Annotated in this window: 22 protein-coding genes and 1 pseudogene; 17 read left to right on the top strand and 6 right to left on the bottom strand. The window is 57.4% G+C overall.

Annotated elements, in window-relative coordinates:
• Positions 1-27: 27 nt before the first annotated feature.
• Together V8Z78_RS20770 and V8Z78_RS20765 are read right to left on the bottom strand one after the other, a co-directional pair.
• Entirely contained in the window at positions 28-1,572 is a 1,545-nt protein-coding gene (locus V8Z78_RS20770) for an MHYT domain-containing protein (RefSeq protein ID WP_179626175.1), read from the bottom strand.
• A 120-nt stretch (positions 1,573-1,692) separates the two neighbouring features.
• Entirely contained in the window at positions 1,693-2,328 is a 636-nt protein-coding gene (locus V8Z78_RS20765; protein ID WP_003065031.1) for a GntR family transcriptional regulator, read from the bottom strand.
• A 122-nt stretch (positions 2,329-2,450) separates the two neighbouring features.
• Here V8Z78_RS20765 and scpA point away from each other — a divergent pair, with 122 nt between their 5' ends.
• The 6 genes from scpA (at position 2,451) to V8Z78_RS20735 (ending at position 10,851) form a co-directional block, all read left to right on the top strand.
• Positions 2,451-4,625, top strand: coding sequence for a methylmalonyl-CoA mutase (gene scpA, locus V8Z78_RS20760; RefSeq protein ID WP_054075895.1), 2,175 nt, complete (start codon positions 2,451-2,453; stop codon positions 4,623-4,625).
• Positions 4,626-4,662: 37 nt separating this feature from the next.
• The gene (meaB, locus tag V8Z78_RS20755) at positions 4,663-5,667 is read left to right on the top strand and encodes a methylmalonyl Co-A mutase-associated GTPase MeaB (protein ID WP_003065034.1); all 1,005 of its coding nucleotides are present in this window, start codon (positions 4,663-4,665) and stop codon (positions 5,665-5,667) included.
• Between the two features lie 80 nt (positions 5,668-5,747).
• A complete protein-coding gene (locus tag V8Z78_RS20750) occupies positions 5,748-7,283 on the top strand; it encodes an acyl-CoA carboxylase subunit beta (protein ID WP_349732044.1) in 1,536 nt (511 codons plus the stop codon).
• A gap of 27 nt (positions 7,284-7,310) precedes the next feature.
• Entirely contained in the window at positions 7,311-9,359 is a 2,049-nt protein-coding gene (locus tag V8Z78_RS20745; protein WP_349732043.1) for an acetyl-CoA carboxylase biotin carboxylase subunit, read from the top strand.
• 145 nt (positions 9,360-9,504) lie between these two features.
• Positions 9,505-10,317: a YdcF family protein gene (locus V8Z78_RS20740; protein ID WP_280009630.1), complete on the top strand. Its 813-nt coding sequence runs from the start codon at positions 9,505-9,507 to the stop codon at positions 10,315-10,317.
• Positions 10,318-10,386: 69 nt separating this feature from the next.
• The gene (locus tag V8Z78_RS20735; RefSeq protein WP_349732042.1) at positions 10,387-10,851 is read left to right on the top strand and encodes a VOC family protein; all 465 of its coding nucleotides are present in this window, start codon (positions 10,387-10,389) and stop codon (positions 10,849-10,851) included.
• A gap of 53 nt (positions 10,852-10,904) precedes the next feature.
• Here V8Z78_RS20735 and V8Z78_RS20730 read toward each other — a convergent pair whose 3' ends face one another.
• A complete protein-coding gene (locus tag V8Z78_RS20730) occupies positions 10,905-11,519 on the bottom strand; it encodes a hypothetical protein (protein ID WP_349732041.1) in 615 nt (204 codons plus the stop codon).
• Positions 11,467-11,841, bottom strand: coding sequence for a hypothetical protein (locus V8Z78_RS20725; RefSeq protein ID WP_349732040.1), 375 nt, complete (start codon positions 11,839-11,841; stop codon positions 11,467-11,469). The genes V8Z78_RS20730 and V8Z78_RS20725 overlap by 53 nt, the downstream gene beginning before the upstream one ends.
• A gap of 351 nt (positions 11,842-12,192) precedes the next feature.
• On the opposite strand from V8Z78_RS20725, the gene V8Z78_RS20720 reads away from it, so the two are divergent.
• A complete protein-coding gene (locus V8Z78_RS20720) occupies positions 12,193-13,113 on the top strand; it encodes an alpha/beta hydrolase (RefSeq protein WP_057092305.1) in 921 nt (306 codons plus the stop codon).
• Here the strand turns inward: V8Z78_RS20720 and V8Z78_RS20715 are convergent.
• Positions 13,083-14,189, bottom strand: coding sequence for a site-specific integrase (locus V8Z78_RS20715; RefSeq protein ID WP_349732039.1), 1,107 nt, complete (start codon positions 14,187-14,189; stop codon positions 13,083-13,085). The genes V8Z78_RS20720 and V8Z78_RS20715 overlap by 31 nt on opposite strands.
• 392 nt (positions 14,190-14,581) lie before the next feature.
• On the opposite strand from V8Z78_RS20715, the gene V8Z78_RS20710 reads away from it, so the two are divergent.
• The gene (locus V8Z78_RS20710) at positions 14,582-15,565 is read left to right on the top strand and encodes a DNA-binding protein (protein WP_349732038.1); all 984 of its coding nucleotides are present in this window, start codon (positions 14,582-14,584) and stop codon (positions 15,563-15,565) included.
• A 383-nt stretch (positions 15,566-15,948) separates the two neighbouring features.
• A pseudogene (locus V8Z78_RS20705) lies at positions 15,949-16,332 on the top strand (aspartate-alanine antiporter-like transporter); the annotation flags it as partial.
• A gap of 79 nt (positions 16,333-16,411) precedes the next feature.
• Here V8Z78_RS20705 and V8Z78_RS20700 read toward each other — a convergent pair.
• The gene (locus tag V8Z78_RS20700; RefSeq protein ID WP_057092301.1) at positions 16,412-17,302 is read right to left on the bottom strand and encodes a LysR family transcriptional regulator; all 891 of its coding nucleotides are present in this window, start codon (positions 17,300-17,302) and stop codon (positions 16,412-16,414) included.
• A gap of 80 nt (positions 17,303-17,382) precedes the next feature.
• Here V8Z78_RS20700 and V8Z78_RS20695 point away from each other — a divergent pair, with 80 nt between their 5' ends.
• The 8 genes from V8Z78_RS20695 to V8Z78_RS20660 form a co-directional block, all read left to right on the top strand.
• On the top strand, positions 17,383-18,762 hold the full coding sequence (locus tag V8Z78_RS20695) for an acyclic terpene utilization AtuA family protein (protein ID WP_349732037.1): 1,380 nt from the start codon (positions 17,383-17,385) through the stop codon (positions 18,760-18,762).
• 3 nt (positions 18,763-18,765) lie between these two features.
• A complete protein-coding gene (locus V8Z78_RS20690) occupies positions 18,766-19,128 on the top strand; it encodes an AtuA-related protein (RefSeq protein WP_003065056.1) in 363 nt (120 codons plus the stop codon).
• Positions 19,129-19,159: 31 nt separating this feature from the next.
• Positions 19,160-20,131, top strand: coding sequence for a Bug family tripartite tricarboxylate transporter substrate binding protein (locus tag V8Z78_RS20685; RefSeq protein ID WP_349732070.1), 972 nt, complete (start codon positions 19,160-19,162; stop codon positions 20,129-20,131).
• 472 nt (positions 20,132-20,603) lie between these two features.
• Positions 20,604-21,497 (top strand): ParA family protein, encoded by an 894-nt coding sequence (locus tag V8Z78_RS20680; RefSeq protein WP_349732036.1) that lies wholly within the window; start codon positions 20,604-20,606, stop codon positions 21,495-21,497.
• A gap of 15 nt (positions 21,498-21,512) precedes the next feature.
• A complete protein-coding gene (locus V8Z78_RS20675; RefSeq protein ID WP_230630075.1) occupies positions 21,513-23,201 on the top strand; it encodes a hypothetical protein in 1,689 nt (562 codons plus the stop codon).
• Positions 23,202-23,217: 16 nt separating this feature from the next.
• Complete coding sequence (locus V8Z78_RS20670; protein WP_003054944.1) at positions 23,218-23,841, top strand: STY4526/YPO1902 family pathogenicity island replication protein; 624 nt, start codon at positions 23,218-23,220, stop codon at positions 23,839-23,841.
• A gap of 49 nt (positions 23,842-23,890) precedes the next feature.
• Complete coding sequence (locus V8Z78_RS20665) at positions 23,891-24,337, top strand: hypothetical protein (RefSeq protein ID WP_043005125.1); 447 nt, start codon at positions 23,891-23,893, stop codon at positions 24,335-24,337.
• Between the two features lie 12 nt (positions 24,338-24,349).
• A partial coding sequence (locus V8Z78_RS20660) for a hypothetical protein (RefSeq protein ID WP_349732035.1) occupies positions 24,350-25,849 on the top strand: 1,500 nt, incomplete at its 3' end.

The raw sequence follows: 25,849 nt of genomic DNA, 5'->3' as shown, positions 1-25,849 counted from the left end.
CTAGAGAGATTCAGGCCGGTATAGGACTCAGATTGTGGCTCCGAGCGGGATATCGATGCTTTGATAGCAGACGGCGATGTAATGGTGCAGGCGCTGCTGCTCGTCGCGTACTGCCGTCAGGGAAATCTGATGGCGGTTCCCGTCATGGTGCATGACGCGAAGGCCTTGCCAGTGCCCTTTTTTACCGATTTCCGTCCAGATCTGCGACCACTGGACCACCGTGTTGTCATCGTCGTGAATGAAAAGACTGGAGAACTCCTTGTTCTTCGCTGCCTGGCGGTTCAAGCCGCTGATACGTGCAAAGGCCGGGTTGATGTCTACAATTTTCCGGTTCGCATCAAGGACCACCATGCCTTCGAAGGAATGATTGAATACCGTGGCAGCTATATGTAGTTGCCGTTCGGTTCGCTTGCGGTCTGAGAGATCGGTCAGAAGGCCTACATACATGCGCTGACCCCGGGCCTCGGCTTGGCTCAAGGCCAGGCGCATGGGAATCAGCGTACCGTCCTTGTGCTGGCCAAGCACCTCTGAAATCTTGTTCTTCAGAGGTGGCGCGTTGTTTCGCTGGCCGGCTTCATGCTGCTCCAGATAATGATCATGCTGGTTGAACAGCGCTGCGGGCATGAGCATTTTCACGTTCTGGCCCAATACTTCATCTGGACTCCAGCCGAATATGACCTCAGCTGCTGGGTTGTAATCCGTTACGCATCCCCGATTATCGATGCAGATAATTCCATCTGCTGCCATATTCACCAAAGCTTGCAGTCGGGCTTCATTCATATCCACTTTCTGCCAGCGACTGCGGTACTGAATCAAGGCATTGGCCTGTGCAATCAGTCCGCCAAATAGCAGAGTAATCACGGCAATGGTCAGCGCCAGAATCAAACGATCGTTCGATGATGCCGCGTCATGCGTTTCATGCTCGGCCGTGACTCGCAGCGCCAGCATGGCTGTGTAATGCATGCCTGAGATCGCGGCGCCCATGATGATGGCCGCCAGTGTTTTGCGCCAGTGGTCTTGTTTGAGGTTGAAGCGTGCCAGCCCGAAACGAATCCAGAGCGCCAAAGTGGCTAGCGCTACGCCAACAATGAGAGAAATGGCAAACCAGAGTGGTGAATACTGGTGCGTGGCAGGCATGCGCATTGCTGCCATGCCGCTGTAATGCATTGCAGCAATGCCGATACCAACCGTCAAGCCACCTAATGCCAATTGCCTGAGATTGAGTTCATTGTGAGCCAGCAAGGCAAGGGCCACTGCTGATGCCGCGATACCTGGAATGATGGAGAAGACGGTGACCGGCAAATCATACTGAACTGCAGCATGCATCGAATAAGCGAGCATGCCGATGAAATGCATGGCCCAGATGCCTATGCCCAGTGCCAGCGACCCGCTCACAATGGACCAGTTGCGCAACTGCCTTGATGTGGCCAGTCTGGCAAAAGCAGCATGGCGCAAAGCTTGACCAGAGGCAATCCAGCAAACTGCCAGCGATAAGGTCACAAGGAAGGGGTCATATTCACCCTTTAGCACGTGAGCGTCGGCAGACGGGCTCCAGAAAAATTGCGCCAGCATGAATCATGGTCCTGTAACACTGAAAGCACATTCAGTTACCTGGCAAGCATCGCATGAAATGGGTAATCCAATATTTCAAATTTGTAGGATAAATACTAGAACGGATCGAACATGGATCTTTTAGATCGCAGCGTCGAGTCCATTTGAGAAATGCTGCTGCACTGCGCTCATGGCAATTTTCGGATCGCGCTTCAGCAGTGCTTGCATGATGGCTTCGTGCTCTGCCAGGGAGTCTTCAATACGGCCTTGTTTGAACAGCGATTTGTGACGGTTCAGCTTCATGACCTTGCGCAAATCGGCCACAAGCTGGTTACGCCAGCGGTTATCGGCAATATCGAGAATCTGCATGTGAAAGCTCTCGTTGAGCGCAAAAAACCGCTCGGCGTCGGCTGTGTTCCGCTTCAACTCCTCGTGGGTCTGCTGCAGACGCTGCAATTGCTCGTCCGTGGCCTTGCCGGCAACCTCGGCCGCAGCATCTGCCTCCAGCAGACTCAGCAATCGATAGACGTCGGAGATGTCCTTGCGCGATACCTCGGTCACGTAAGCGCCTCGACGCAGCTTCATCGTCACCAGGCCTTCAGCGGCCAGTACTTTCAGTGCCTCGCGCAGGGGGGTGCGGCTGATGCCGTATTCCTCGGCAATCTTGAGTTCGTCGATCCAGGCTCCTGGCTCAAGCTCTCGCCGGAAGATGCGTTGACGCAACTGCTCGGCGACCTGCTCATATAGCGCAAGAGGAGTAAGTGTTTTGCTTGTCATTACGCGAGATTATATGCTGCAAGTATTTTGAATTCATAATTATGAATCATGTACACTAGACGCATCTAGGTAGTTCACCGCAATTCCAAACTTCACTGCGCGCACCGCATACGAGAGACAACATGAGCCAAGAGAATCCGGCACAGGACCCACAAGAATTTGCACCCGCTGATCTGCAAGCCTGGAACAAGGCCGCCAACAAGGCGGCCCCCGGTGGCGACATCAACAACCTGAACTGGGTCACGCCGGACGGCATTACCGTCAAGCCGCTTTATACGGCCGAAGACACTGCCGATCTGCCTTTTACCAACACGCTGCCGGGATTTGCACCTTATATCCGCGGCCCCCAGGCCACCATGTATGCAGGCCGGCCCTGGACCATTCGCCAGTACGCCGGATTCTCCACCGCCGAAGAATCCAATGCCTTCTATCGCAAGGCCCTGGCTGCCGGCGGTCAAGGCGTCTCCGTCGCTTTTGACCTGGCTACGCACCGTGGCTACGACTCTGACCATCCACGCGTGACGGGGGATGTGGGCAAGGCCGGTGTGGCGATTGACTCCGTCGAGGACATGAAGATCCTCTTCAACGAGATCCCCCTGGACAAGGTGTCCGTTTCCATGACCATGAACGGCGCCGTGCTGCCCGTGCTGGCCGGCTATGTGGTAGCCGCCGAAGAGCAGGGTGTTTCGCAGGACCAACTCGCCGGAACGATTCAGAACGATATTCTGAAAGAGTTCATGGTGCGCAACACCTATATCTATCCGCCCAAGCCGTCGATGAAGATCATTGGCGACATCATCGAGTACACGAGCCAGAACATGCCAAAGTTCAACTCGATCTCGATCTCGGGCTACCACATGCAGGAAGCCGGCGCCAACCAGGCGCTGGAGATGGCTTTCACGCTGGCCGACGGCAAGGAATATGTGAAGACAGCCATTGCCAAGGGCATGGACGTGGACGCTTTTGCGGGCCGTCTGTCCTTCTTCTGGGCCGTGGGCATGAATTTCTACCTGGAAGTGGCCAAAATGCGTGCCGCGCGCCTGCTGTGGTGCCGCATCATGAAGGGCTTTGACGCCAAGAACCCCAAGAGCCTGATGCTGCGCACCCATAGCCAGACTTCGGGCTGGTCGCTGACCGAGCAGGACCCTTACAACAACGTGGTTCGCACCACCATCGAAGCCATGGCGGCCGTGTTTGGCGGCACCCAGTCCCTGCACACCAATGCGCTGGACGAGGCCATTGCTCTGCCCACGGAGTTCTCTGCCCGTATTGCCCGCAACACGCAGCTGATCATTCAGGAAGAGACCCATATCACCAATGTGATCGACCCCTGGGCCGGCTCCTACATGATGGAAAAACTGACCCAGGAAATGGCCGACAAGGCCTGGGCCATCATCGAGGAGGTCGATGCCATGGGCGGCATGACTGCAGCGGTGGATAGCGGCTGGGCCAAGCTCAAGATCGAGGCTGCCGCCGCCGAGAAGCAGGCGCGTATCGACTCGGGCAAGGAAGTCATCGTCGGCGTCAACAAGTACAAGCTGGCCAAGGAAGACCCGGTCGACATTCTGGAAGTGGACAATGTCAAGGTGCGTGACAGCCAGATTGCGCGGCTCAAGAATATCAAGGCTAAGCGCGATGCTGCCCAAGTGGAAGCTGCGCTGGCCGCCATCACGGCAGCGGCAGAGTCCGGCGAGGGCAATCTGCTGGATCTGTCCATCAAGGCCGTGCGCCTGCGTGCCACTGTAGGTGAAGTTTCCGACGCGATGGAAAAGGCGTTTGGCCGCCACCGCGCCGATACCCAGAAGGTGACCGGTGTGTATGCTGCCGCTTATGACTCGGCCGAAGGCTGGGACAAGCTCAAGGAAGAAATCAACACCGCTTCGCAGGCCATGGGGCGCCGTCCCCGCGTGATGATTGCCAAGCTGGGTCAGGACGGTCACGACCGCGGGGCCAAGGTGGTCGCAACCGCTTTTGCCGACCTGGGTTTCGACGTGGACATGGGGCCGCTGTTCCAGACACCCGAAGAATGCGCTCGCCAGGCCATCGAGAACGATGTGCACGCCGTGGGTGTCTCCACTCTGGCCGCCGGGCACAAGACCTTGGTGCCGGCCATCATTGCCGAGCTCAAGAAGCAGGGTGCGGACGACATCATCGTCTTCGTGGGCGGCGTTATTCCCGCTCAGGACTATGATTTCCTCTACAACGCGGGCGTCAAGGGCGTATACGGCCCCGGCACCCCCATTCCTGCCAGCGCCAAGGATGTGCTGGAGCAGATCAAGAAGGCCAACGGTCTCTGATCGGCCGGCAAGCATCGATAGCAAAGGCGATCGCAACGTGACCCCTGAGCAAATGCAAGACGGCATCCTGCACGGCAATCCCGCCGTGCAGCGCCGGGCCATGGCCAAGGCCATTACCTTGCTTGAATCCTCCCGGGCCGACCACCGTGAACAGGCTGACGGTCTGCTCACCGCTCTGTTGCCGCACACGGGCAAGGCATTTCGCCTTGGCATCAGTGGCGTGCCGGGCGTCGGCAAATCCACCTTCATCGAAGCCCTGGGCCTGTTCCTGATAGAGAAGGGGCTGCGTGTGGCCGTGCTGGCGATCGATCCGTCCAGCACCGTCTCGGGCGGCTCCATCCTCGGCGACAAGACCCGCATGGAGCAACTGTCCATGCGGCTGGAGGCCTATATCCGTCCCAGCCCCAGCAGCGGCACGCTGGGCGGTGTGGCCGAAAAGACGCGCGAGGCCATGCTGGTCTGCGAAGCCGCCGGTTACGACGTGGTCATCGTCGAGACCGTGGGCGTGGGCCAGAGCGAGATCGCCGTGCACGGCATGACGGACATGTTCTGCGTGCTGCAACTGCCCAATGCGGGCGACGACCTGCAGGCCATCAAAAAGGGCGTGATGGAGCTGGCCGACCTGGTGGTCATCAACAAGGCCGACATCGACCCCCATGCCGCCACACGTGCTCAGGCCCAGATCACATCGAGCCTGCGCCTGCTGGGCATGCACGGCAACCCCGATCACGCCAACACCGGCGCGCTGTGGCAGCCGCGGGTGCTGCAGATCAGTGCCTTGCTGGGGCAGGGGGTGGAGGGCTTCTGGGCTGCAGTCAGCAGCTTCAGGGAGCTGCAAACCGCCAACGGCCGCCTGGCCCTGCGCCGCGAGAAGCAGGCCCTGGCATGGATGTGGGAGCGCATCGATTTCGGCCTCAAGCAGGCGTTTCGCCAGCATCCGCAGGTCAAGGCCATGCTCCCTGTCCTTCAGGACGATGTGGCCTCGGGTCGCATCGCCGCCAGTACCGCAGCAAGAAATCTGCTTCTAGCCCAAACGCAGTAGGCGCTAGCAGCTCTTATTACCATAGCATCGCAGCATCATCATTGCGAGACAAGCAACCCAAATCACGTTAGAGGACAAGCATGCAAGACGATATCCTGAAGCAGCTGGAAGCCAAGCGAGAACTCGCTCGGTTGGGTGGGGGACAAAAGCGCATCGATGCGCAGCACAAGAAAGGCAAGCTGACGGCGCGCGAGCGTATCGAGCTGCTGCTGGACGACGGCACTTTTGAAGAATGGGACATGTTCGTGGAGCACCGCTGCACGGACTTCGGCATGGAAAACACCAAGATCCCCGGCGACGGCGTGGTCACCGGCTACGGCATGATCAACGGTCGTCTGGTCTTTGTGTTCAGCCAGGACTTCACGGTGTTCGGCGGCGCGCTGTCCGAAACCCATGCCGAGAAGATCTGCAAGGTGATGGACCAGGCCATGAAGGTCGGCGCTCCCGTCATCGGCCTCAACGACTCGGGTGGTGCGCGTATCCAGGAAGGCGTTGCCTCTCTGGGCGGCTATGCCGATGTGTTCCAGAAGAATGTGCTGGCCTCGGGCGTGGTGCCCCAGATCTCCATGATCATGGGCCCCAGCGCCGGCGGCGCCGTGTACTCGCCGGCCATGACCGACTTCATCTTCATGGTCAAGGACAGCTCCTATATGTTCGTGACCGGGCCCGAAGTCGTGAAGACCGTGACCCACGAGGAAGTCACGGCCGAAGAGCTGGGCGGAGCCATCACCCACACCACCAAGAGCGGCGTAGCCGACATGGCTTTCGACAACGACGTGGAAGCACTGATGATGCTGCGTCGCCTCTATAACTACCTGCCCTTGAACAACAAGGAAAAGGCTCCCGTGCGCGAAACCACAGACCCCGTGGGCCGCGCCGACATGTCGCTGGATACGCTGGTGCCTGAAAACGCCAACAAGCCCTACGACATGAAGGAGCTGATTCTCAAGACCGTGGACGATGGCGATTTCTTCGAGCTGCAGCCCGAGTACGCCAAGAACATCATCATCGGTTTTGCCCGCATGGCCGGGCAGACCGTGGGCGTCGTGGCCAATCAGCCCCTGGTGCTGGCTGGCTGCCTGGACATCAAATCCTCCATCAAGGCCGCGCGCTTCGTGCGCTTTTGCGATGCCTTCAGCATCCCCGTGGTCACCTTTGTGGACGTGCCCGGTTTCATGCCCGGCACCTCTCAGGAATACGGCGGCATCATCAAGCACGGCGCCAAGCTGCTGTATGCGTATGCCGAAGCCACGGTGCCGAAGATCACCGTCATCACGCGCAAGGCCTATGGCGGCGCCTACGACGTGATGGCCTCCAAGCATTTGCGCGGCGACGTGAACCTGGCCTGGCCCCATGCCGAAATCGCCGTGATGGGCGCCAAGGGCGCTGTGGAGATCATCTTCCGAGAAGACAAGAACGATCCCGTCAAGCTGGCTGCACGCGAAGCGGAGTACAAGGAGCGTTTCGCCAACCCCTTTGTGGCCGGCGCCCGTGGCTTTATCGACGATGTGATCCAGCCGCATGAAACGCGCAAGCGCATCTGCCGCTCGCTGGAGATGCTCAAGAACAAGCAGCTGGACAACCCCTGGCGCAAGCACGGGAACATCCCTCTGTAAGAACAAGAAGAACCAGGAGATATATCCATGTTTACCAAGATTCTGATCGCCAACCGTGGCGAGATCGCGTGCCGAGTCATCGCCACCGCGCGCAAGATGGGCATCCAGACCGTGGCGGTCTATTCCGACGCCGACAAGGACGCGCGCCATGTCAAGCTGGCCGACGAGGCCGTTCGCCTGGGCCCCGCACCCAGCCGCGAGTCCTATCTTCTGGGCGAGAAAATCATTGAAGCCTGCAAGCAGACCGGCGCACAGGCAGTGCACCCCGGCTACGGTTTCCTGTCGGAAAACGAGGGCTTTGCCAAGCGCTGCGAAGAAGAGGGCATTGCCTTCATCGGCCCCAATTCGCATTCCATTGCTGCCATGGGCGACAAGATCGCTTCCAAGAAGCTGGCCGGCGAAGCCCAGGTCAACACCATCCCCGGCTACAACGACGCCATCGCGGGCCCCGAGCAGGCCGTGGAAATCGCCAAGGGCATTGGCTACCCGGTGATGATCAAGGCCTCGGCCGGTGGTGGCGGCAAGGGTTTGCGCGTGGCCTTCAACGACAAGGAAGCTTTTGAAGGCTTTGCCTCTTGCCAGAACGAAGCGCGCAACAGCTTTGGCGACGACCGCATCTTCATCGAGAAGTTCGTGCAGGAGCCCCGCCATATCGAAATCCAGATTCTGGGCGACAGCCACGGCAATGTGGTTTACCTGAACGAGCGCGAATGCTCGATCCAGCGTCGTCACCAGAAGGTGATCGAGGAAGCGCCTTCGCCCTTCATCAGTGACGAAACCCGCAAGGCCATGGGCGAGCAAGCCGTGGCCCTGGCCAAGGCTGTCAAGTACCAGAGCGCCGGCACCGTGGAGTTCGTGGTCGGCAAGGACCAGGACTTCTACTTCCTGGAGATGAATACCCGTCTGCAGGTGGAGCACCCGGTGACCGAATGCATCACCGGCCTCGATCTCGTCGAGCAGATGATTCGTGTGGCCGCCGGTGAAAAACTGTCCTTTGCCCAGGCCGATGTGAAGCGCGACGGCTGGGCCATCGAGTGCCGTATCAACGCCGAAGACCCGTTCCGCAATTTCCTGCCTTCGACCGGTCGTCTGGTGCGCTTTGCACCGCCCGAGCAGACCATGTGGCAGTCCGATACCGAGCATCTGAACGGCGTGCGTGTGGACACCGGCGTCTATGACGGCGGCGAGATCCCCATGTACTACGACTCGATGATCGCCAAGCTCATCGTGCACGGCAAGGATCGCAACGACGCCATCGCCAAAGCCCGCGAAGCGCTCAACGGCTTTGCCATCCGCGGCATCAGCTCCAACATCCCGTTCCAGGCAGCTCTGCTGGCACACTCGGACTTTGTCTCGGGCAAGTTCAACACCGGCTTCATCGCCCAGCACTATGCCGACGGCTTCCATGCCGAGGACGTGCCCCACGATGACCCCGACTTCCTGGTGGCTTTGGCCCTGTTCCGCAATCGCCGCTACCGTGCGCGTGCATCGACCATCTCCGGCCAGATGCAGGGCCACCAGGTTCAGGTGGGCGAGAAGTACACCGCCGTGGTTCTGGGCGCTGAAGGCAAGAACCTGTATGTGACTGGCGAGGTGACCGACTTCGATGCCCAGGCTCGCGTCTGCAAGGTCGTGATCGACGACAAGACCTACGAATTCCGCAGCAATGCCGATATTCGCGATCTGGTGGTGCGCGGCGTCTGCAACGGCAAGGAGTTCACCTGCCAGATCGAGCGCGGCAACGGCAAGAACCCGCTGGCTCTGCGTGTCATCCACAACGGCACGCAAGCCGATGTGCTGGTGCTCTCGCCAAAGGGCGCCGAGATGCACAAGCTCATGCCTTACAAGGCCCCGCCCGACCTGTCCAAATTCCTGCTCTCGCCCATGCCCGGCCTGCTGGTCGACGTGGCAGTGCAGCCCGGCCAGAAGGTGCAAGCCGGCGAGAAGCTGGCCGTCATCGAAGCCATGAAGATGGAGAACATCCTGTTCGCAGCCCAGGATGGTGTGGTCAGCAAGATCAGCGCCGCCAAGGGCGACTCGCTGGCGGTGGATGACATCATTCTGGAATTCGAGTGATGAGAGCTTTTCGGGGCCTCTGTTCGGAACCGATATGGTCTGAGCGTAGGGCCCCGAAGCAAAAGCCCGCACGGCTTTGGCTCTGCGGGCTTTCCAATTTTCAATAAGATCGGCTCTATCCTTTATCCAGACTCAGCTAGCAGCTATGACATTGAAAGCAGATGCAACGATTTCCCGCCCTGCCAGATTGGCGCGTGCGCTGCTGGCTCTGTTGGGGATGCTGCTGCTTGTCGATGCTCTGGTACTGATGGGCATGGGGCACTTCAATGTCGGCGTGGTGTTGCCCGCCATGCTGGGTGCCGCGGCCTTGTGGCTGAGCTGGAAATGGCGCTCAGTGCAGCATTGGCGTGCGTCCAGGCCCTTGAATCAAAGGTTGTGGTCACTGGGCTGGGTCGTTCTGGCGCTGTGGCTGATCAGTCTTTTCTGGTTCTGGAGCCGCCTGTCCGGCCTTGGCCTTGCGCCGCAGCAGGTGCCGCCCGTGCAATCCATCGTGGTGCTGGGCAGCGGCACGCTCGACGGCCACCCAAGGCCGGTGCTGGCCGCGCGACTGGATCAGGCGGCGCAACTGGCCAAGCTGCAGCCCCAGGCCTTCGTCGCCGTTTGCGGCGGTGTCGATTGGGGTGAAAAAGAGTCGGAGGCCGAGGTCATGGCCCGCTATCTGCAGCAGCATCACGGTATTGCTGCGCAGCGGCTGGTGCTGGAAAAGCTCAGCACCAGCACCGAGCTGAACCTCAAGCTCAGCCGGCCCTTGCTGGCCGAGCGCGGCGTGGCTGCGGATGCACCCATGGCCATGGTAAGCAGCGACTTTCATCTGATGCGCGCCATGGACATTGCAAAGCGCCAGGATCTGCCTCAGGTGTATCCCGTGGCTGCTCCAACCCCTCTGGCCACGCGTTTCAATGCCTGGCTGCGCGAATACTTTGCCATGGCCAGCAGCTGGTTGCTGGGCGAGGTCTGATATTTCAATAAAAACCGGCTCTAGCGCTTACCAGTATTGCGCTTTAAGCTATCAATCAAGGAGTCATTCATGAGCATTCGTCCTTTCAAGGTTCTGGGCATTCAGCAAGTCGCCATCGGCGGCACCGACAAGCAGCGCATGAAAAAGCTGTGGGTGGACATGCTGGGTCTGGAGCAGACCGGCACCTTCCAGAGCGAGCGCGAAAACGTGGACGAGGACATCCTGGCCATGGGGCGGGGCGCGATGAAGGTGGAAGTGGACATCATGCAGCCCATGGATATCGAGAAAAAGCCCGCCGTGCACGCCACGCCGCTGAACCATATCGGCCTGTGGATCGACGATCTGCCCAAGGCCGTGGAATGGCTGACGGCCAATGGCGTGCGATTTGCTCCCGGCGGTATCCGCAAGGGCGCGGCAGGCTATGACATCACTTTTCTGCATCCCAAGAGCAATGACGAATTTCCGATTGCAGGTGAGGGCGTGCTGATCGAGCTGGTGCAGGCTCCGGCCGACGTGATCGCAGCGCTGGGCTGAGTGTTCCGGGCGCCGGCTGCCAGATTGCAGCAGCGTGATAGCTGCGATTGTTCTTAGAACTGATAGCCGAGCCTGATCCCGAACGCCGTGGCGGACTCGGCATCAAAATTTGCCAGAGTGGTGCCGCCGCTGGAGATGTCTACCGAGCCCAGGCGCTGGTAGCTCAGCCAGGGCGTGAGCTTGAACTGCCCTTGCTGATAGCTCACCCCCACCGTGTAGCCAAGACGGCCATTGGTGGGGCGCAATGGCGACAGCGCGGCCTTGTCGCTGCGCTTGTCATAAGCTATGGCGACAAAGCCTGACCAGTTCGCAGCCAGCCTCTGCCCAAGACCCAGCGTGTAGGTGGTGGTGTCCTCCATGTCTGCCAGGCTGTGGCCTGGGAGTACCGCCGCCAGGGTCTGCGGATACAGCCTGAATTGCGACCAGTTGGTCCAGCGAATCTGTCCAAAGAGCAGGGTACCTGGCGCGATGCCTGTCTGGATATCCAGGTTGAAACTTTGCGGTGCAGTCGATGCCGTCCTTGTTTCGCCCGGCCATAGGTTTTCACGGGTAGCGATCTTGTGCTTGATGGCTGAGTAATAGGTCGCAGCAACGCGCAAGGCCATATCCGGGCGCTCATAGCTCATGCCCAGCAAGTAGCCAGGCTCGGTGCTGGGGCTGAAATCCACTCGGTATCCATTGAGCGCTCCAAACACCATCCCCCCCCAGAGCGACATGTCCTTCGGTGCGCTGCAGGCGCAGCCCACCATGAACAGCCCAGTGCTGATCCAAGCGGTAGCGCATGGCCCCCATGAGCTCATGGCTGCTCACGCGGGCCTGAGTGCCGCCAAAAAGAGGCGATTGCAGAGGGCTGTAAGCAATGTCAAGGCCAAAAGGCTTGCTCAACATGAGCAGCACCGAGATGCGTGGATTCACATCCTGCTTGTATGCAAAGCCCCATTGGGTGTAATCGTCGGCGACCTGACCGGTGGACTTTCCCAGGGCATCCATGCCCTGAATTCGAGGCTGGACCCTATAAGTTTCGACAGAAAGATAGCGACCGTTTTCAAACAAAGGTCCAAGGTCCTGGCCCGTTCTATCAAGGCCGCCGGCCTGGGCGCAGAGGCCCCACATCATGGCTGCGCAGCCAGCCCCCATTTTTGCTTTTCTCAACACCTGCTCCAACGCTCTGATTCCAGTTGCATGAATGTAATTTAATGTGTCTCAGTGACTGGCGCATAGGTCTAATTGGAGGATGCAGACTCGCAGAACTGGCGCTTTCGAGGCTCCAGATAGCTACCGGCGTGGCTTATGCTGTGCGCTGCGAGTGATCGCCGCCCGAAGCCCAAAGCCGCGCAGAAAATGACTTCCATCTCGACCGTCCTCACGACTGCTTACTACGACCGCCAATACAACGCCCGCGCCAGCGTGCAGGATCCGCTTGCGTATCTGGCGCGCTACACGCAGGAAAGCCAGGCTGCGTTTGCATTGCCTGGCGCAGTTCGCAATCAGCGCTACAGCCCCAGGGCTGCGGATGTTCTGGATATCTATCTACCCGCAACTCAGGCAGCGAAAGTACAGGCTGCGCCTGTTTTCATCTTCATCCACGGCGGCTACTGGAAGGCCTTGAGCAAGGATGATTCGGCATTCATGGCACCTGCGCTGACGCGGGAGGGCGCCATCGTCGTTGTGCCTGACTACGATTTGGCCCCCTCCGTCACACTGGACCATATCGTCGATCAGATGCGCCAGGCCTATGCCTGGGTGGTGCGCAATATCGCCATCTACGGCGGTGATGCCCGCAATATCTGTGTCTGCGGAAGCTCGGCTGGAGGGCATCTGGCAGGCATGTTGCTGGCCAAGGGGTGGCTGCAAGACTATGACCTGCCAGCGCAGGCCGTGCCTCGATCGGTATTGACCTTGAGCGGTCTGTTCGACCTGCAGCCGCTGCTGACAACCCATATCAACGCCTGGATGCAGCTGGACGATGCTGCAGCCATACGCAACAGCCCGCGCTTTCTGCTTCCCGATGCGAGTACGTATGCTCAGTGCCAGCTGCGCGTGAGTTGTGGCGAGTTTGAAAGCCATGAATTCAAGCGTCAGTCGCGCGAATATCTGGCTGCCTGGCAGGCGCGTTGTCTGCCGGGGCATTGGGTTGAGGCGCCGGCAACCAACCACTTTGATTTGCCGCTGCAACTGGCCGATCCGCAATCCGCCATTCATCAGACAGCGCTGCAGCTGATGGGGCTTGATCAGTCCTCGTCCAGCATGCGCGCGGCCTGATTGTTGAGTGCCGAGTCGGCACGGAAGTAACCGAGTACGGTGTTCACGCTATGGTGCCCGGTCAATGCCATGGTGTCAGCCAGCGGCAGATTGCGTCTGCCGGCCTCGGTCACAAATCCCGAACGCAGCGAGTGTGCCGAAAAGTCTCCTTCCACACCGGCCAGCGCACAGCGTTCTTTGACGATGTTGCGCACGGCAGCGGGAGTCAGTGGCTCTGCCACATGGCCTCCCTTGCGGATGCGTCTGAAGATAGGACCTTCGATTATGCCGGCCGCATCCAGCCATGCTCTCAAGGCAATGGCTGCACGGCCGGTAACGGGCTTGTGATTCTCGGGGGTATCGGTGCCGCTCTGGTTGGTCTTGCTATGGCTCAGGGTGTAGATGAACTCGCCATTAGCTACGGTGCGCAGGAAACGTATATCGGCGCCAGCCACTTCGGAGCGGCGACGCCCGCCACTGGCCCAGGCAAACAGCAGCAGCGCCCGGTCGCGCAGCCCGCGCAAGCTGTCGTCGCAGCTTGCCAGCAACTCCTCCAGCACATCGCGCGTCAGCGCCTCTTTTTTCTGCGGCAACTCGCCGCGCCTTGCATAGGCCTTGCGCGTGCGTGACATCAGCTCCTTCACCGCTCCGTCCTGACAGGGATTGGGCATGGCATGCACCTGATGGGCCTTGGACATCACGGCCATGCGATGCACCAGCGTGCTGTGTGAAGGCGCCCCTTTTTTGCCCTTGTAACCGGCTGCAACCAGGGCCTCATCGATTTCGGGCGGCATTTCATGGATCAAGCCCGCACCGGTCTGCCTCTGGGCATGGTCGATGATGAATTGCAGCACCGTGGAAACCTGCAGCGGCAGTTGCATGGGCTGGCCCAGACGCAGCAGATGCCAGGCCGCCCAGTAACGCATGGCGCTTTGATAGCTGCTGCGCGTATTGCGGGATTCGCCTTCATGCATCAGTTCCTTGATGGCTTCATGCGCTTTGGGGGCAAGAGCGGACTCAGGGACATCCTGTATCTGCAGGCGGTTGGCATCAAAAGTCACGGGAGCAGGGAAGGGCGAGGGCTTGCGTGAATCCATGACGCTATTTTCGCCCTGACTTCATCTGCCAACCACTGTCGATTGGCTCCATTCAAGAAGTCTGTAGAAGCCGGGCGGCTTTGAGCGGCAAGTTCCGAGAGCGGCTTACAAGACCTGGCACGGCATGCCGAAGGTGAGACGCGGGATCGTTGCAAGCAGCTGCACCAGTGACACGGCGGCGAGTGTGTAGACGAATCAAAGAAATTTCTCTCCCTCAATGGAAAACGCCCTCCTATCCACAAATTCAGATGCTGAAAACGCGGTAATGTATGTTGTCATCTGTATGAAAATTTCATACGTAATATTTAATACATAAGATGTATTGTGTATTACGCATATAAAATGTAGATCGCGATAACAATCACTTATCGTTAGTTATTTGAAGAATAGATATGAATACAAGCAAAACTACGTCAAGAGGTGTTCAGGAGTCCGATGTCTGGGCTGCAGCGGATGCTTTGATAGCCCAGGGGCTGCGTCCGACCATAGAGCGGGTGCGTCAGCAGATAGGGCGAGGCTCTCCCAATACGGTCAGCCCCATGCTGGAGACCTGGTTTGCAACGCTGGGCCGTCGTCTGGGCGTGACGGGAGAGCAGGATCCTTCCGTGTTGCAATCGGTGCCGGACCCTGTGCAGCGTCTAGCGGAGGAGCTCTGGAATGCGGCACAGGAAGAGGCGAAAGCCGCAGCCAGCAAGGCTTTGGATCTTCGCGAACAGGCTTTGAAAGCTGCAGAGCAGGCATTTGTGGCGCAACAGGAGCAACTCGCGCAGCGCCAGGCCACCATGGAAGCGCAAAAAGATGCGCTGAATCAAGCCCTGCAGGCAGCTCAAAATCACGCTCAAGACTTGGCCCGGCGTCTTGACGAAATGCAGCAGACGCTACAGGAGCGCGATCAGCGCCTGGAAGAACTACGTGATGAGCTGAGCAATGCCGTACGCCAGCGTGAGTTGCAGCAGCAAAAGCACAGCGAGGAAATACAGTCGGCTGCCGCCGAGCGCCAGCGCATGGCCGAGCAGTACGCGGGCAACGAGCGCCATATGCTCAACGAGGTCGATCGTGCGCGGCAGGAACTCACCGCAGCGCGAAAAAGCCTGCAGGATCAGGAACGCAAGGCAGAGTCCCGCTATCAGGAGTTGCAGACTCGCTTTGAACAATCCGAGCAGGAGATCCTGAATCTGCATGCCCAGTTGCAGACCACCCAGAACACGGCAGCATTGGCACAGGAGCGTGCAGCCGATCTCAAGAGCCTGCTGGAGGCACAACAAAGACTGGCGGCAGCAGCCAATGCAGCGGATCCCAATGTGGCCCAACCCTTGACGCGTCGAAGCAATCTGGCGGCAACCCGGCGCTCCATAAACCGACGAACCTTGCGCTAACCGGTAGCCGGCGCCCAGGCTGCGATCCAGCTCAATCCGGTCTCGGCGCCAAAGGCTTGACCGCCGGTTGATGCCGGTGGCTTGTCAATATTGGCGCTCAATGCCAAGCCGTAACTGAAGAGCCATGAGTATTTTGAAAAGAATAATCGGTAACGTCCTACATTTCGGCACGCTTTTGTCTTTAATAGTGGGTGGAAATAGAAGAAGACAAGAACCTACCCAGCCAATGGACGTGGCATCAGTTTTGAGATAGGCGATCTCGATCCACGCTTCCTAGTAGCAAACCGCTTTCTCCTGAGTTCAAGCATTTCCAAGCCCCTGCATTTAGGGGCCTGGACGGGCTTTCCGTTGCTTGATCCTTTTATCCGGAAGTAGAGGTGGCCGTGGACTTACTCAAAAGCATCTTTCACCAATCACCAGAGGCCGCACTTTTCGCGTCTCTGGCTCTGGGGTACTGAGTCGGCAAGTTCCGCTTCGGGTCATTCCAATTAGGTGGTGTGGCTGGTTCGTTATTGGCAGCGGTCTTGATCAGCCAGATCGGCATTCAGATCGATTCAGGCATCAAGGCTGTGCTTTTCGCCTTGTTCATATATGCCGTGGGCTTTGAAAGCGGCCCGCAGTTTTTCAATTCTTTGGGGCGTCATTCGGTCAAGGAAATCATGATGGCCGTCGTGGTGGCCTTGTCAGGCTTGATTACGGTGGTGGTGATTGCCCGAGTATTTGGCCTCGACAAAGGACTGGCTGCAAGGTTGGCTACTGGCTCGATAAAACCCTGTCACGGTAGATGGGGAGGGGGCATGTACAGGCACAGAGCTGCTGGGTGACTGATTCACGGAGAGCACCAAGTCAAGTGTTTGAAGGAGGCATGTCCTGCATCAATTGATAGAGCGCTTCAGCAACCAATGAAAGGCTGCGCTCTCGCTTCCGGACCATATAGATCTGCCGGTCCATACCCGGCAGCGGCAGGTGCCGCGCCACCAGCCCAGGCTTGTCGAAGTGAAACAGGCTCAGCGCGGGAGCTACGGTGATGCCTAGTCCGGCTTGCACCAGCCCCATCACGGTGGCCAATTGCTCAACTTCAACGAAAGTCTGCATTTTTCGCGGGAAAAAAGCGGCATCCAGATACTGACGAACGCTGCTGTGGCGTGCCAGGTGGATGAACGGCCAGGGCGTCAGATCCTCCAGCGACAGCGCGTCCCTGTCCGCCAATGGATGGTCGCTAGGGCACACCATATAGAAGCCGTCACTGCAAAACGGCTCTGCCTTCAGGTCGGGGGTATCCACGCGTATGGCGGCCAGCGCAAAATCCGCCTCTCCATTGGCCACGGCAGCAATGCATGGCTCGGACAGCACGTCCAACACACCCAGCTGAACTCCTGGATGCCGGGCCGTGTACACCTTCAGCACTTCAGGAAGCCAGCCTGCGGCAAGGGATGGCAGCAATGCAACTGAGACATGTCCCTGGGCCAGTTGTGCTGTATCACGCATCGCTCTTTCGCACGCAGCAAACTCTGCGGCGAGGCGCTCCGCAGACTGCAGAAATCGTTCCCCTTCACGGGTAAGCACCACGTGTCTTGTGCTGCGGTCGAAAAGCTTGAGCCCTACCGTTTGCTCCAAGGAGCGGATGAGCGCACTGAAAGCCGGTTGTGACAGGTGGCACATGCTGGCGGCCTGGGTGAAGTTCTTTTGTTTGGCCAGTACAAGGAATGCCTGCACATCGCGCGACGATAGATTCATTTGAAATACGGATTAATTAATCTCAATAATCGATTTCACAGCTTATAGCGGTTTTTCTATAGTGGGCAACAGGAGGTTTCATGACAAGAGTGCAAAACGAAACGACGTCATTGCTCATCGGATGTGCAGCAGGCTTTTCCGGCGATCGAATTGATGCGGCTCAACCCGTCGTGCAGGAGCTGGTTCGGCAAAACAAGCCTGCCTTTCTGATCTTTGAAACGCTTGCCGAGCGCACTCTGGCACTGGCACAGCTTGCTCGTCGTCAGAATCCCGATGCAGGCTATGAGCCTCTTATGGTGGAGTTTCTCCGGCCCGTGCTCGCCGACTGCCTCGTGCATGGCATTCGAATCGTTAGCAACTTTGGTGCGGCCAACCCACAAGGTGCAGCCCGAGCCATCGCTGCATTGGCCAAGGAGCTCGGAACGCGCCCACCCCAAATAGCAGTGGTTCATGGGGATGACCTCAGCGGCCCCGCGCATTACCAGTTGCTCGAAAAAGCTCTGGGCTCGGACATGCCAGACCAGCAACTGGTGAGCGCCAATGCCTATATAGGTGCACGACCCATTGCCGAGGCATTGCTGGCAGGTGCAGACATTGTGGTGTGCGGCCGCGTCTCCGACCCCTCGCTTGTAGTGGGGCCTGCCATGGCCCACTTCGGCTGGGCCTGGGATGACTGGAATCGCCTGGCCCGAGCCACGATGACCGGGCATCTGCTGGAATGTGGAACCCAGGTCTCTGGCGGCTATTTCGCAGACCCGGGGTACAAAGATGTACCCGGCATGGAACGCCTGGGGTATCCCATTGCCGAAATCGACAGCGCGGGCAACAGCACGATCTTCAAGCCATCTCTGACCGGGGGCTGCATCACTCCAGCCACGGTCAAGGAGCAACTGCTCTACGAAATCCATGACCCTGCCTGCTACCTCACGCCAGACGTTGTTGCCGACATCACCCAGGCAGAAGTGATTTCGGTCGGACCTGACCGGGTGCGCCTGGAAGGTGTCATTGGTCATCCGAGGCCGGAGATGCTCAAAGTCAATGTCTGCTTTGAGTCAGGGTGGTTTGCCGAGGGAGAGATCTCCTACGCGGGCCCAAGAGCGCAAGAGCGCGCGCGTTTGGCGGCTCAAACCATATCCAGGCGCCTGGCGAACATTGCGCCACTTAGAACAGACCTGATCGGCGTAACCAGCGTCTGGGGAAACGACAGCAGCGACTGGCTGACTGAAACAAGCATTGCCGGCGAATCCCGGGATGTTCGGCTTCGCATGGCCTGGCAGCATGCCGACCATGCAGTCGCTGCGCGTCTGCCACGTGAAATAAACGCCTTGTATTGCTGCGGCCCGGCGGGAGGAGGGGGCGTTCGCACCCATATGCGCCAGCGCCTGGGAATGGTGTCGTGCCTGGTGCCCCAGCAACAGATTACGACTGGCTTCCACTGGACCAAGCCTCATCAGGAGTAAGCCATGAACTCAACCCTTACCGTTCCCCTTTACCGAGTTGCGCATGGACGCACGGGTGACAAAGGGAACCGCTCCAACATCAGCGTCATTGCATGGCATCCGGATTTGTGGGAAGTGGTCTGCGAACAAGTCACCGAACAAGCCGTGATTCGTCTGTTTGCAGACCGCAAGCCAAGCCATATCCGGCGATACCTGCTACCCAAGCTCCACGCCATGAATCTGGTGCTCGACAACGTGCTGGATGGGGGAGTCAATGACTCGCTGAACCTGGACAGCCATGGAAAAACGCTGTGCTTCAGGGTGCTTGAAATGCCTGTCGTGGTTCCATGCCATCTCGAGTCATTGCTCGTCGGCCCGAGCGCCTGAATTCTCTACAACAACCACTAGGAGACAAACCATGAAATTTCCGACACGACGCACTGTTCTTGCATGCGGTGCAAGCCTGGCGCTCAGCCCCTTGGCCTTTGCACAGGGCGAATTTCCAAACAAGCCTATTACCTTTGTTGTTCCGTTTGCCGCTGGCAGTGCCACAGACCAGCTTGCACGCGCCTTGGGACAAGCCGTTTCCGAGCAAACCAAGCAGCCGGTCGTGGTGGAAAACAAAGGCGGCGCCAGTGGCATGATTGCGGCTCAAGCGGTGGCCAAGGCCGCACCTGATGGCTACACCGTGCTCATCACGACCAATACGACGCATGCTGCCAACGAGCATTTGTACAAGAAACTCTCCTATGACCCTGTCAAGGATTTCACCCCCATCACAGGTCTGGGCAAAGGTGGGCAGGTTCTGGTCGTTCCCGCGACTTCGCCTTATCAGTCCGTAGGCGATCTGCTGGGCTACGCCAAAGCCAATCCCGGCAAGCTGAGTTTCGGCAGCGGCAGCTCTTCAAGCAGAGTCGCTGGCGAAATGCTGAAGCAGCTCGCTGGCGTCGACATCCTTCACGTTCCCTACAAGAGCAATCCGCTTGCTCTCACGGACCTTCTCGGAGGGCAAATAAACCTGATGATTACAGACGTCTCGACGGGCGTTCCTCAGATCAAGGCGGGTAAGTTGCGCCCATTGGGATATTCCACCCAGAAGCGCAGCGCACAGTTGCCTGATGTTCCGACCATCGCGGAAGCCGGTGTCAAAGGTTATGACATGGGCTACTGGTTCGCAGCCTACACGCCTGCCAATACACCAGCACCTGTCGCGACCAGGCTCAATCAACTGCTGACCAAGGCGGTGAACAGCGCTGCGGCCAAGTCCTTCTTCAATATGTCCGGCTCCGAATCCTGGACCACCTCAGCCTCGGAGTTGGCACAATTCCAAGCCGCCGAAACCACCAAGTGGGGGCAGGTCATCAAGGCAGCAGGCATTACCCCTGAATAAAGCACAGGCAGTGCGACAGCCCAACATCCTGGCCGCTATAACGCGCAAACCGCTTCATACGACTGAGCAGGCGCAGCAGTCTGTACGTTGGGATGTCGTGCTTGCCGGATTCCCTGTTATGTACAGTTCTGGCCGACACATGAAGAAACTGCGCGCAGCCATGCAGATCCATGCCGAGGCTTCGGTACATGGCACGGAAGTTCTGAGCAAGCTGGGTGCGGGTATCACGGTCGTGACGCCGTAGTCCGAACTTCTTATTTGGTAGATACGATGTATATTTTCCTACACTTTTTGAATCTCGAAATCAAGGATTTTTTCCTGATTTTGAACAAAAAGTTACGAAATAAGCATCACCCAAGGATGGCTTCTTAAGGCCACTGCGACCGGGGTTTTGGTCGCAACTGCCTACCAATGCGCGAGTGAACTTCAGCTCCCGTTGAATGGATCAACAACCATTCAACGAGGAATTTCAATGTTCATCATCACTGTTCTGGCTTCTAAGGGCGGAGTCGGCAAGACAACTACAGCTGCGAATCTGGGCGGGCTGCTGCACGACATCGGCTTTAGGACGCTGCTGATCGACGGCGACATTCAACCGTCGCTCTCTCGCTATTACCAGCTCTCCTATGCTGCACCTTTTGGGCTCACGCAGTTGGTGCAGTCTGGTGCACTGACCCCGGACTGCATCTCGCATTGCCAACTGCCACCGACTTCCTATCAAGGCAAGCTTGAGAAGGCACCTAAGAGCGAGGGCGGTTGCCTGCATATCGTTCGCTCTGACGCCAAGGACTCGTCTTTGCAGGTCTGGATGGCCAATCGCAATCCAGTGAGCATGCAGTTCAGTTTCAAGAGCCCTTTGAAGCACCCTGCTATCGCTAGCGCATATGACGTGGTGATTATTGATACCCAAGGCGCTGTGGGTCATCTGCAAGATGCTGCTGTGGTTGCTGCTGATCTGCTGCTTGTACCTGCTACGCCAGACATGATCTCTGCTCGCGAGTTCATCGCAAACGTGAAGGCACTCATTGAACGTCACGATAGCGTGTCTAGCATGGGCTTGAAGATGCCTCAGATGAAGGCATTTCTCAATAAAAGTCAGAAGACCAGCGATAGCAAGGAAATGTCCGCAATGATTCGCGAAAGCTTTATTGAGCTGAGCGGAAAAATCACGATGCTGGATACCGATGTTCCCGATGCAACGGCTTGGAAAAAAGCGGCCAGTGCCGGAGTTCCAGTGCATTGGGTTGATCCAGTGAAAGCGTCCAACACGCTTCATTCCCTTCTTTGGGAAATTGTGCCCAGCGTGTCGGAGATGTACGCATCTAACCACCCCCAATATCTCGATCTGAACGCACCCTCCAATTAATTTTAGGAGGAAAGCATGCGTACACCTGAAACCATGACTGCTCGCGAACGGGCAGCCTCGCTAAACCTAACTACGTCCCCTGGAAATAAGCAAGGGACGTCAGCTATGACTGCACCAGATAAACCAAAGCTCACTCCAAATCAAGCACGTCTTGAGGCGGCTAAAGCAGCTCTTCATCGAGACTCTGAAAGATCAACTACCAGTTTTGATCCGATGGATGAGATTGATGGCTCCATCATCGTCTTGGATGTTTTTGATATTGATGAATATTCGCTGAATCCTCGCAAGAAAGCTAATTCCCAGCGGGCGGAAATCAAAGCGAGTATGAAGGTCGATGGCATCACCAACATGTTCTCGGTTACGCGTCGAAACCCCACGGAGAAGTATTTTCCATATGGTGGCGGAAATACTCGTGTGGAGATCGCAAAAGAGCTGGTGAATGAAGGCGTCGAGAAACTGCGGCGCATCCATGTCGTTACTCGAAAGTGGCCTGGCGAGGCTGCTGTCATTGCCGCGCACTTGAGCGAAAACGACAATCGAAGTGATATTTCGTTCTGGGAGCGAGCTCAGGGCGTAATGAATTACAAGCGTGAAATTGAGAAGGAGACTGCTAAATCATTCTCCGCCACCGAACTTAATAAAGCACTTAAAGAGGTTGGATTGAGCTATGGCGTGAGGATGGTTCAAAACTTCATCTTCGCTGTCGAAAATCTCGCGTTGATTGGTAATTGGCTTCAAACGTCTGACGTGAATATAAATATTCGTCCTACCGTTTCAGCACTTCACGAAATGGCATCTAAGTTTGATAAGCGTGATGAGGTCAAAAACTCCATCGAGGAAATCTTCTTGATGCACGCGACCGATCTTGAGGCCATGGAGCAAGCGAACTCCGAGGCCGATCCTGCAAGCCGGACAGAGGTCAAGTTGGATGTTCAATCGCTGCTCACCCAGATCCAGTCTGTATCCTCGAAGCACTTTGGTATTGCCGCCGACCATATCGAGTCAGTCGTCCAGTCCTATCTCCAGGACCCGAAGCTTTCTGTTGAGGACATGCGCTCGATAGAGAGCGAGAACAAGAAGGTGCAACAGCAAGCCAAGCAGGCGCCACTGTCGGGAATGCTTGGCGGCGTGTCGGCGGCTGCATCGCCTAGCAGTAAAAGAGCCACCACAAAGGCCGATCGGCAAGGGGCGGGTGCTGGCCCAGCAGACAAGCTGGCAGCGTTTTCCGCACGGCTATCGCAGAATCTTGTGGATCTGAATGCTGTCGTACCGTTGTCGGACTTCGTGAAGCCAATGCCGGCATTGCCATACGGGTTCTTGGTGGATATTCCAGAACGTATGTCGTATTTGGGCGATCAAAAGCTCTCCGAAGAACTCGAAACTCTGCGTGTGTATCTCTGGCCATTTCTTGCAACGCAAACCGGGCAGTGCAACGCAAACCTACTCTCGAAATGCGACCCAGAAAGCCGCTGGGTAAAGGCTATTCAGGCTGGCGTTGATACGTTCCGTCAGGAGTGCACAGATAGAGCAATTCTGTGCGGGAAGAATGGGCAGCTTTATGTCACTTCTGACCATTATGGGTATCTCTTCGGCAATGCGGCGGTTGCTAGATGCTTGTCTGCACTGATGCAAACACTCGCTGAATTTAATATCGCCGTGCAAGAGGATAGCCGCGAAGCCTATAAACCGTTATTTACGGAATAAACACGTTAGTTAAGCAATGACAGATCATATTGTTCCCGTCGATATTCACACGAATCCGCAGTTAAATTTTCTGCTGCTGACGGAGGTAATTCGTGCTATCGAAACCGAGGTTGGAATAGATCAGTTATTGCAGATGGGTTGCGATGCCGAACTGATTGACCAACTTCGGCATCGCAAGACTCGCGATATTCTGGATATTTCTACTAAGTTAACGAGGGTTAAACTCGTATTTTCTCCTGGCGAACTCCGGCAGCAACTGGAAGGCCTGGACCGACAACGGCAAGACGATGCACTTTGCGAATATTTTGTGCGTAATGGCGCATCGCGTGCACTGATTACCCGGCTTTTTAAGCGCTCCGCAGACGATATTCGTAGGATGCGTGAATTGGTTGGTGGAAGCGTCACCGGCGGTAGGGCCAAATTACCCAAGAAGTTTGATGTTCGGGATCAGATTCATCAAGCTTGGGCCGAAATTACCAGCCAATCGGCGCCTGGGAAATCTCTACGTGATTGGATTTTCGAGCTCCATTCTCGTTTTGCGGAGTACACCATCGACTCGCTTTATTCAACGCTCAAAGAGTTTGAAGACGAGGATAGCCTGGCTCTTCCCAGGAGAAATGCCTTCCCGGTGGGCAAATAAATCAGCCGTAGGACGTTCTATTTACAACCATTATCGATAAAGCTTGAACATGAAGAACACCAAGAACTTACCCGCCCAGCTGTCGAATAGTGATAGTGAATTTCTGAAGTCCGCACTGTTTCTGGAACTCATCGGCCAAGAGCCCATCACCATCAACCGCGCTTTCGTGGATCTCACCGGTAACGTCTTGAGCGCACTCTGGCTTACCTATGCGATGGAGCGGGAACGTCGCAGTGAGTCGGAGGACTTTTTCGAAATCCTTATGTCATCGTCATGCTGCACGAAGGACACCGGCATAACGAGGGCACAGCAGCAAACCTGCCGCAAGACACTCGTGGACTTGGGCATCCTGCATGAGCATGCTGGTCAGGGCCGCATCATTACCTATCGGATCTCGAAGCGACGCTTGCTTGAGCTTTTGCAGCAACAAGCCATGCCCTTGGCCAGCGCAATGCGAAGTGCAGCGACAACCTCCGTAGCCGCAGCTGCGCACTGATGGAGCTTGTCAGTGCGCGGCTCTCTTTCACTCGCAGCTATTCCAACAGTTCGTTATGAACTGCCGGAGGATGCGCCGATCCACCAGGGTGCCGAGCAAATTTTTCTGCACCTGGACGATCGAGGTTTCGTTCCATTTCATCCGGTGCTGGCTGAAAAATTCGGCCACAAAGCCGCCATCTTCGTGGGCATGGCGCTCTACTGGACGCGCCACAGTCTCCGCAACCATCCCGAGCGCGGTGGCTGGTTCTTTATGTCCTTGCAGCAGTGGAAGTCGGCCATTGGGCTGACCCGCACCGAGCAAGCCAGTGTGCGCGAGCTGCTGATGGGCGAGGGCGTTCTCGAAGAGATGCTCGTTGGGCGTCCTGCGGTGCTGAACTACCGCCTGAACGTACCTGCACTCGCCAAGGCACTGGCCATGCGCGGCAAGGGGCAGAAACTTACGTGGGACTTGGCAAGTAGCTGGTTCAAGGGCTGCAAGGTCTACTACAAGCCCCTGGCTGATGTGGCTGGAAGCATCGCAGGCGGGCTGTACTTGGCCTATCTGCTGCAGCGGCACCGGGAGTGTCTGAAGCTAGGCCAGCTCACCGATGGCGCTATCCCGGTCAGCCAGGATGAAATCTCAACAGCGCTTGTGCTCGGTCCGAAGGTCCAGCGCAATGCTCGGGAGCGGCTGAAGAAGGCTGGATTCATTAACGAGGTCGGCATCGGCGGAGCGTTGGTCCGCATTAACTTCGACGCCATTCTGCTGTGCCTGCGTGGGCAAAGCATCAAGCCTTTGCCTCGCAAGGCTGACGCGGACAAGGCTACTCCTGCGGCGTCAACGAAGGCTGCACCGTCAAATAGCGCTCCAGCCACGAACCAGACGCTGGACCTGTCCGGCCTTTCATTCGCGTTCTCGCAAGCGACGCTTGGACTGTCCGCGACCCCTCCTGCTCCCCGCCCGCGCGATCTCTTGCTGTCTTTTTTGAACGACGATCTGGTGCCTCACAAACCTGTCGAAATCCGACAAGCTGGAGCTACTTCTTCGATCAGTGAGCAGCCCGCCAAGTCGGAGCAAATCTCCAATGCCAGCAAGGAGTTAGCGAAGAGCTTTAGCGATAAGGGTAGCGAGGGTGGAGCGAAGGAATCGTTTGCCGTTTCCTGCAAACAAGAGCCTGACTCTTTGGACGAAACCTGCAGGCTTGATCTGCCGTTTCCCGCAATCAATATTCAAAGGACTTCTATTCAATCCACTACTACTTCGCCGGTGAACACCAGCAGCACGGCTGACGTTCAGGCAGGTGAGGGTGGTAAGTCTTCGAGTTCGGACAAGCTGAACGCCGGACTTGCCTCTGGCCTCATCTTCCCCACCTGGATTGAGAAGTCACTGCACGCGTCCCTCTCCAAGGTGCTGGCCAAGTTTCCCCTTGAGGGGGTCGTTTGCGGGAGAGGGCGAAATCCTACGCTAAGGCTTTGGCCAACGATATTCTCCGGTAAGATTGATGTGTTCCCAGGGGATAGGAGAAGTCGC

This window comes from Comamonas sp. wu1-DMT (assembly GCF_040187805.1).
Lineage (GTDB): Bacteria > Pseudomonadota > Gammaproteobacteria > Burkholderiales > Burkholderiaceae_C > Comamonas > Comamonas thiooxydans.
The sequence above is the reverse complement of the archived record's forward strand: the minus strand, read 5'-3'. Positions and strand labels throughout refer to the sequence as shown.

Bases quoted from the DNA above. Each gene is read 5' to 3' on its own strand.
- V8Z78_RS20770 (WP_179626175.1), bottom strand. From the start codon at position 1,572: ATGCTGGCGCAATTTTTCTGGAGCCCGTCTGCCGACGCTCACGTGCTA.
- V8Z78_RS20765 (WP_003065031.1), bottom strand. From the start codon at position 2,328: ATGACAAGCAAAACACTTACTCCTCTTGCGCTATATGAGCAGGTCGCC.
- scpA (WP_054075895.1), top strand. From the start codon at position 2,451: ATGAGCCAAGAGAATCCGGCACAGGACCCACAAGAATTTGCACCCGCT.
- V8Z78_RS20750 (WP_349732044.1), top strand. From the start codon at position 5,748: ATGCAAGACGATATCCTGAAGCAGCTGGAAGCCAAGCGAGAACTCGCT.
- V8Z78_RS20745 (WP_349732043.1), top strand. From the start codon at position 7,311: ATGTTTACCAAGATTCTGATCGCCAACCGTGGCGAGATCGCGTGCCGA.
- V8Z78_RS20740 (WP_280009630.1), top strand. From the start codon at position 9,505: ATGACATTGAAAGCAGATGCAACGATTTCCCGCCCTGCCAGATTGGCG.
- V8Z78_RS20735 (WP_349732042.1), top strand. From the start codon at position 10,387: ATGAGCATTCGTCCTTTCAAGGTTCTGGGCATTCAGCAAGTCGCCATC.
- V8Z78_RS20725 (WP_349732040.1), bottom strand. From the start codon at position 11,841: ATGGATGCCCTGGGAAAGTCCACCGGTCAGGTCGCCGACGATTACACC.
- V8Z78_RS20720 (WP_057092305.1), top strand. From the start codon at position 12,193: ATGACTTCCATCTCGACCGTCCTCACGACTGCTTACTACGACCGCCAA.
- V8Z78_RS20715 (WP_349732039.1), bottom strand. From the start codon at position 14,189: ATGGATTCACGCAAGCCCTCGCCCTTCCCTGCTCCCGTGACTTTTGAT.
- V8Z78_RS20710 (WP_349732038.1), top strand. From the start codon at position 14,582: ATGAATACAAGCAAAACTACGTCAAGAGGTGTTCAGGAGTCCGATGTC.
- V8Z78_RS20700 (WP_057092301.1), bottom strand. From the start codon at position 17,302: ATGAATCTATCGTCGCGCGATGTGCAGGCATTCCTTGTACTGGCCAAA.
- V8Z78_RS20695 (WP_349732037.1), top strand. From the start codon at position 17,383: ATGACAAGAGTGCAAAACGAAACGACGTCATTGCTCATCGGATGTGCA.
- V8Z78_RS20690 (WP_003065056.1), top strand. From the start codon at position 18,766: ATGAACTCAACCCTTACCGTTCCCCTTTACCGAGTTGCGCATGGACGC.
- V8Z78_RS20685 (WP_349732070.1), top strand. From the start codon at position 19,160: ATGAAATTTCCGACACGACGCACTGTTCTTGCATGCGGTGCAAGCCTG.
- V8Z78_RS20680 (WP_349732036.1), top strand. From the start codon at position 20,604: ATGTTCATCATCACTGTTCTGGCTTCTAAGGGCGGAGTCGGCAAGACA.
- V8Z78_RS20675 (WP_230630075.1), top strand. From the start codon at position 21,513: ATGCGTACACCTGAAACCATGACTGCTCGCGAACGGGCAGCCTCGCTA.
- V8Z78_RS20670 (WP_003054944.1), top strand. From the start codon at position 23,218: ATGACAGATCATATTGTTCCCGTCGATATTCACACGAATCCGCAGTTA.
- V8Z78_RS20665 (WP_043005125.1), top strand. From the start codon at position 23,891: ATGAAGAACACCAAGAACTTACCCGCCCAGCTGTCGAATAGTGATAGT.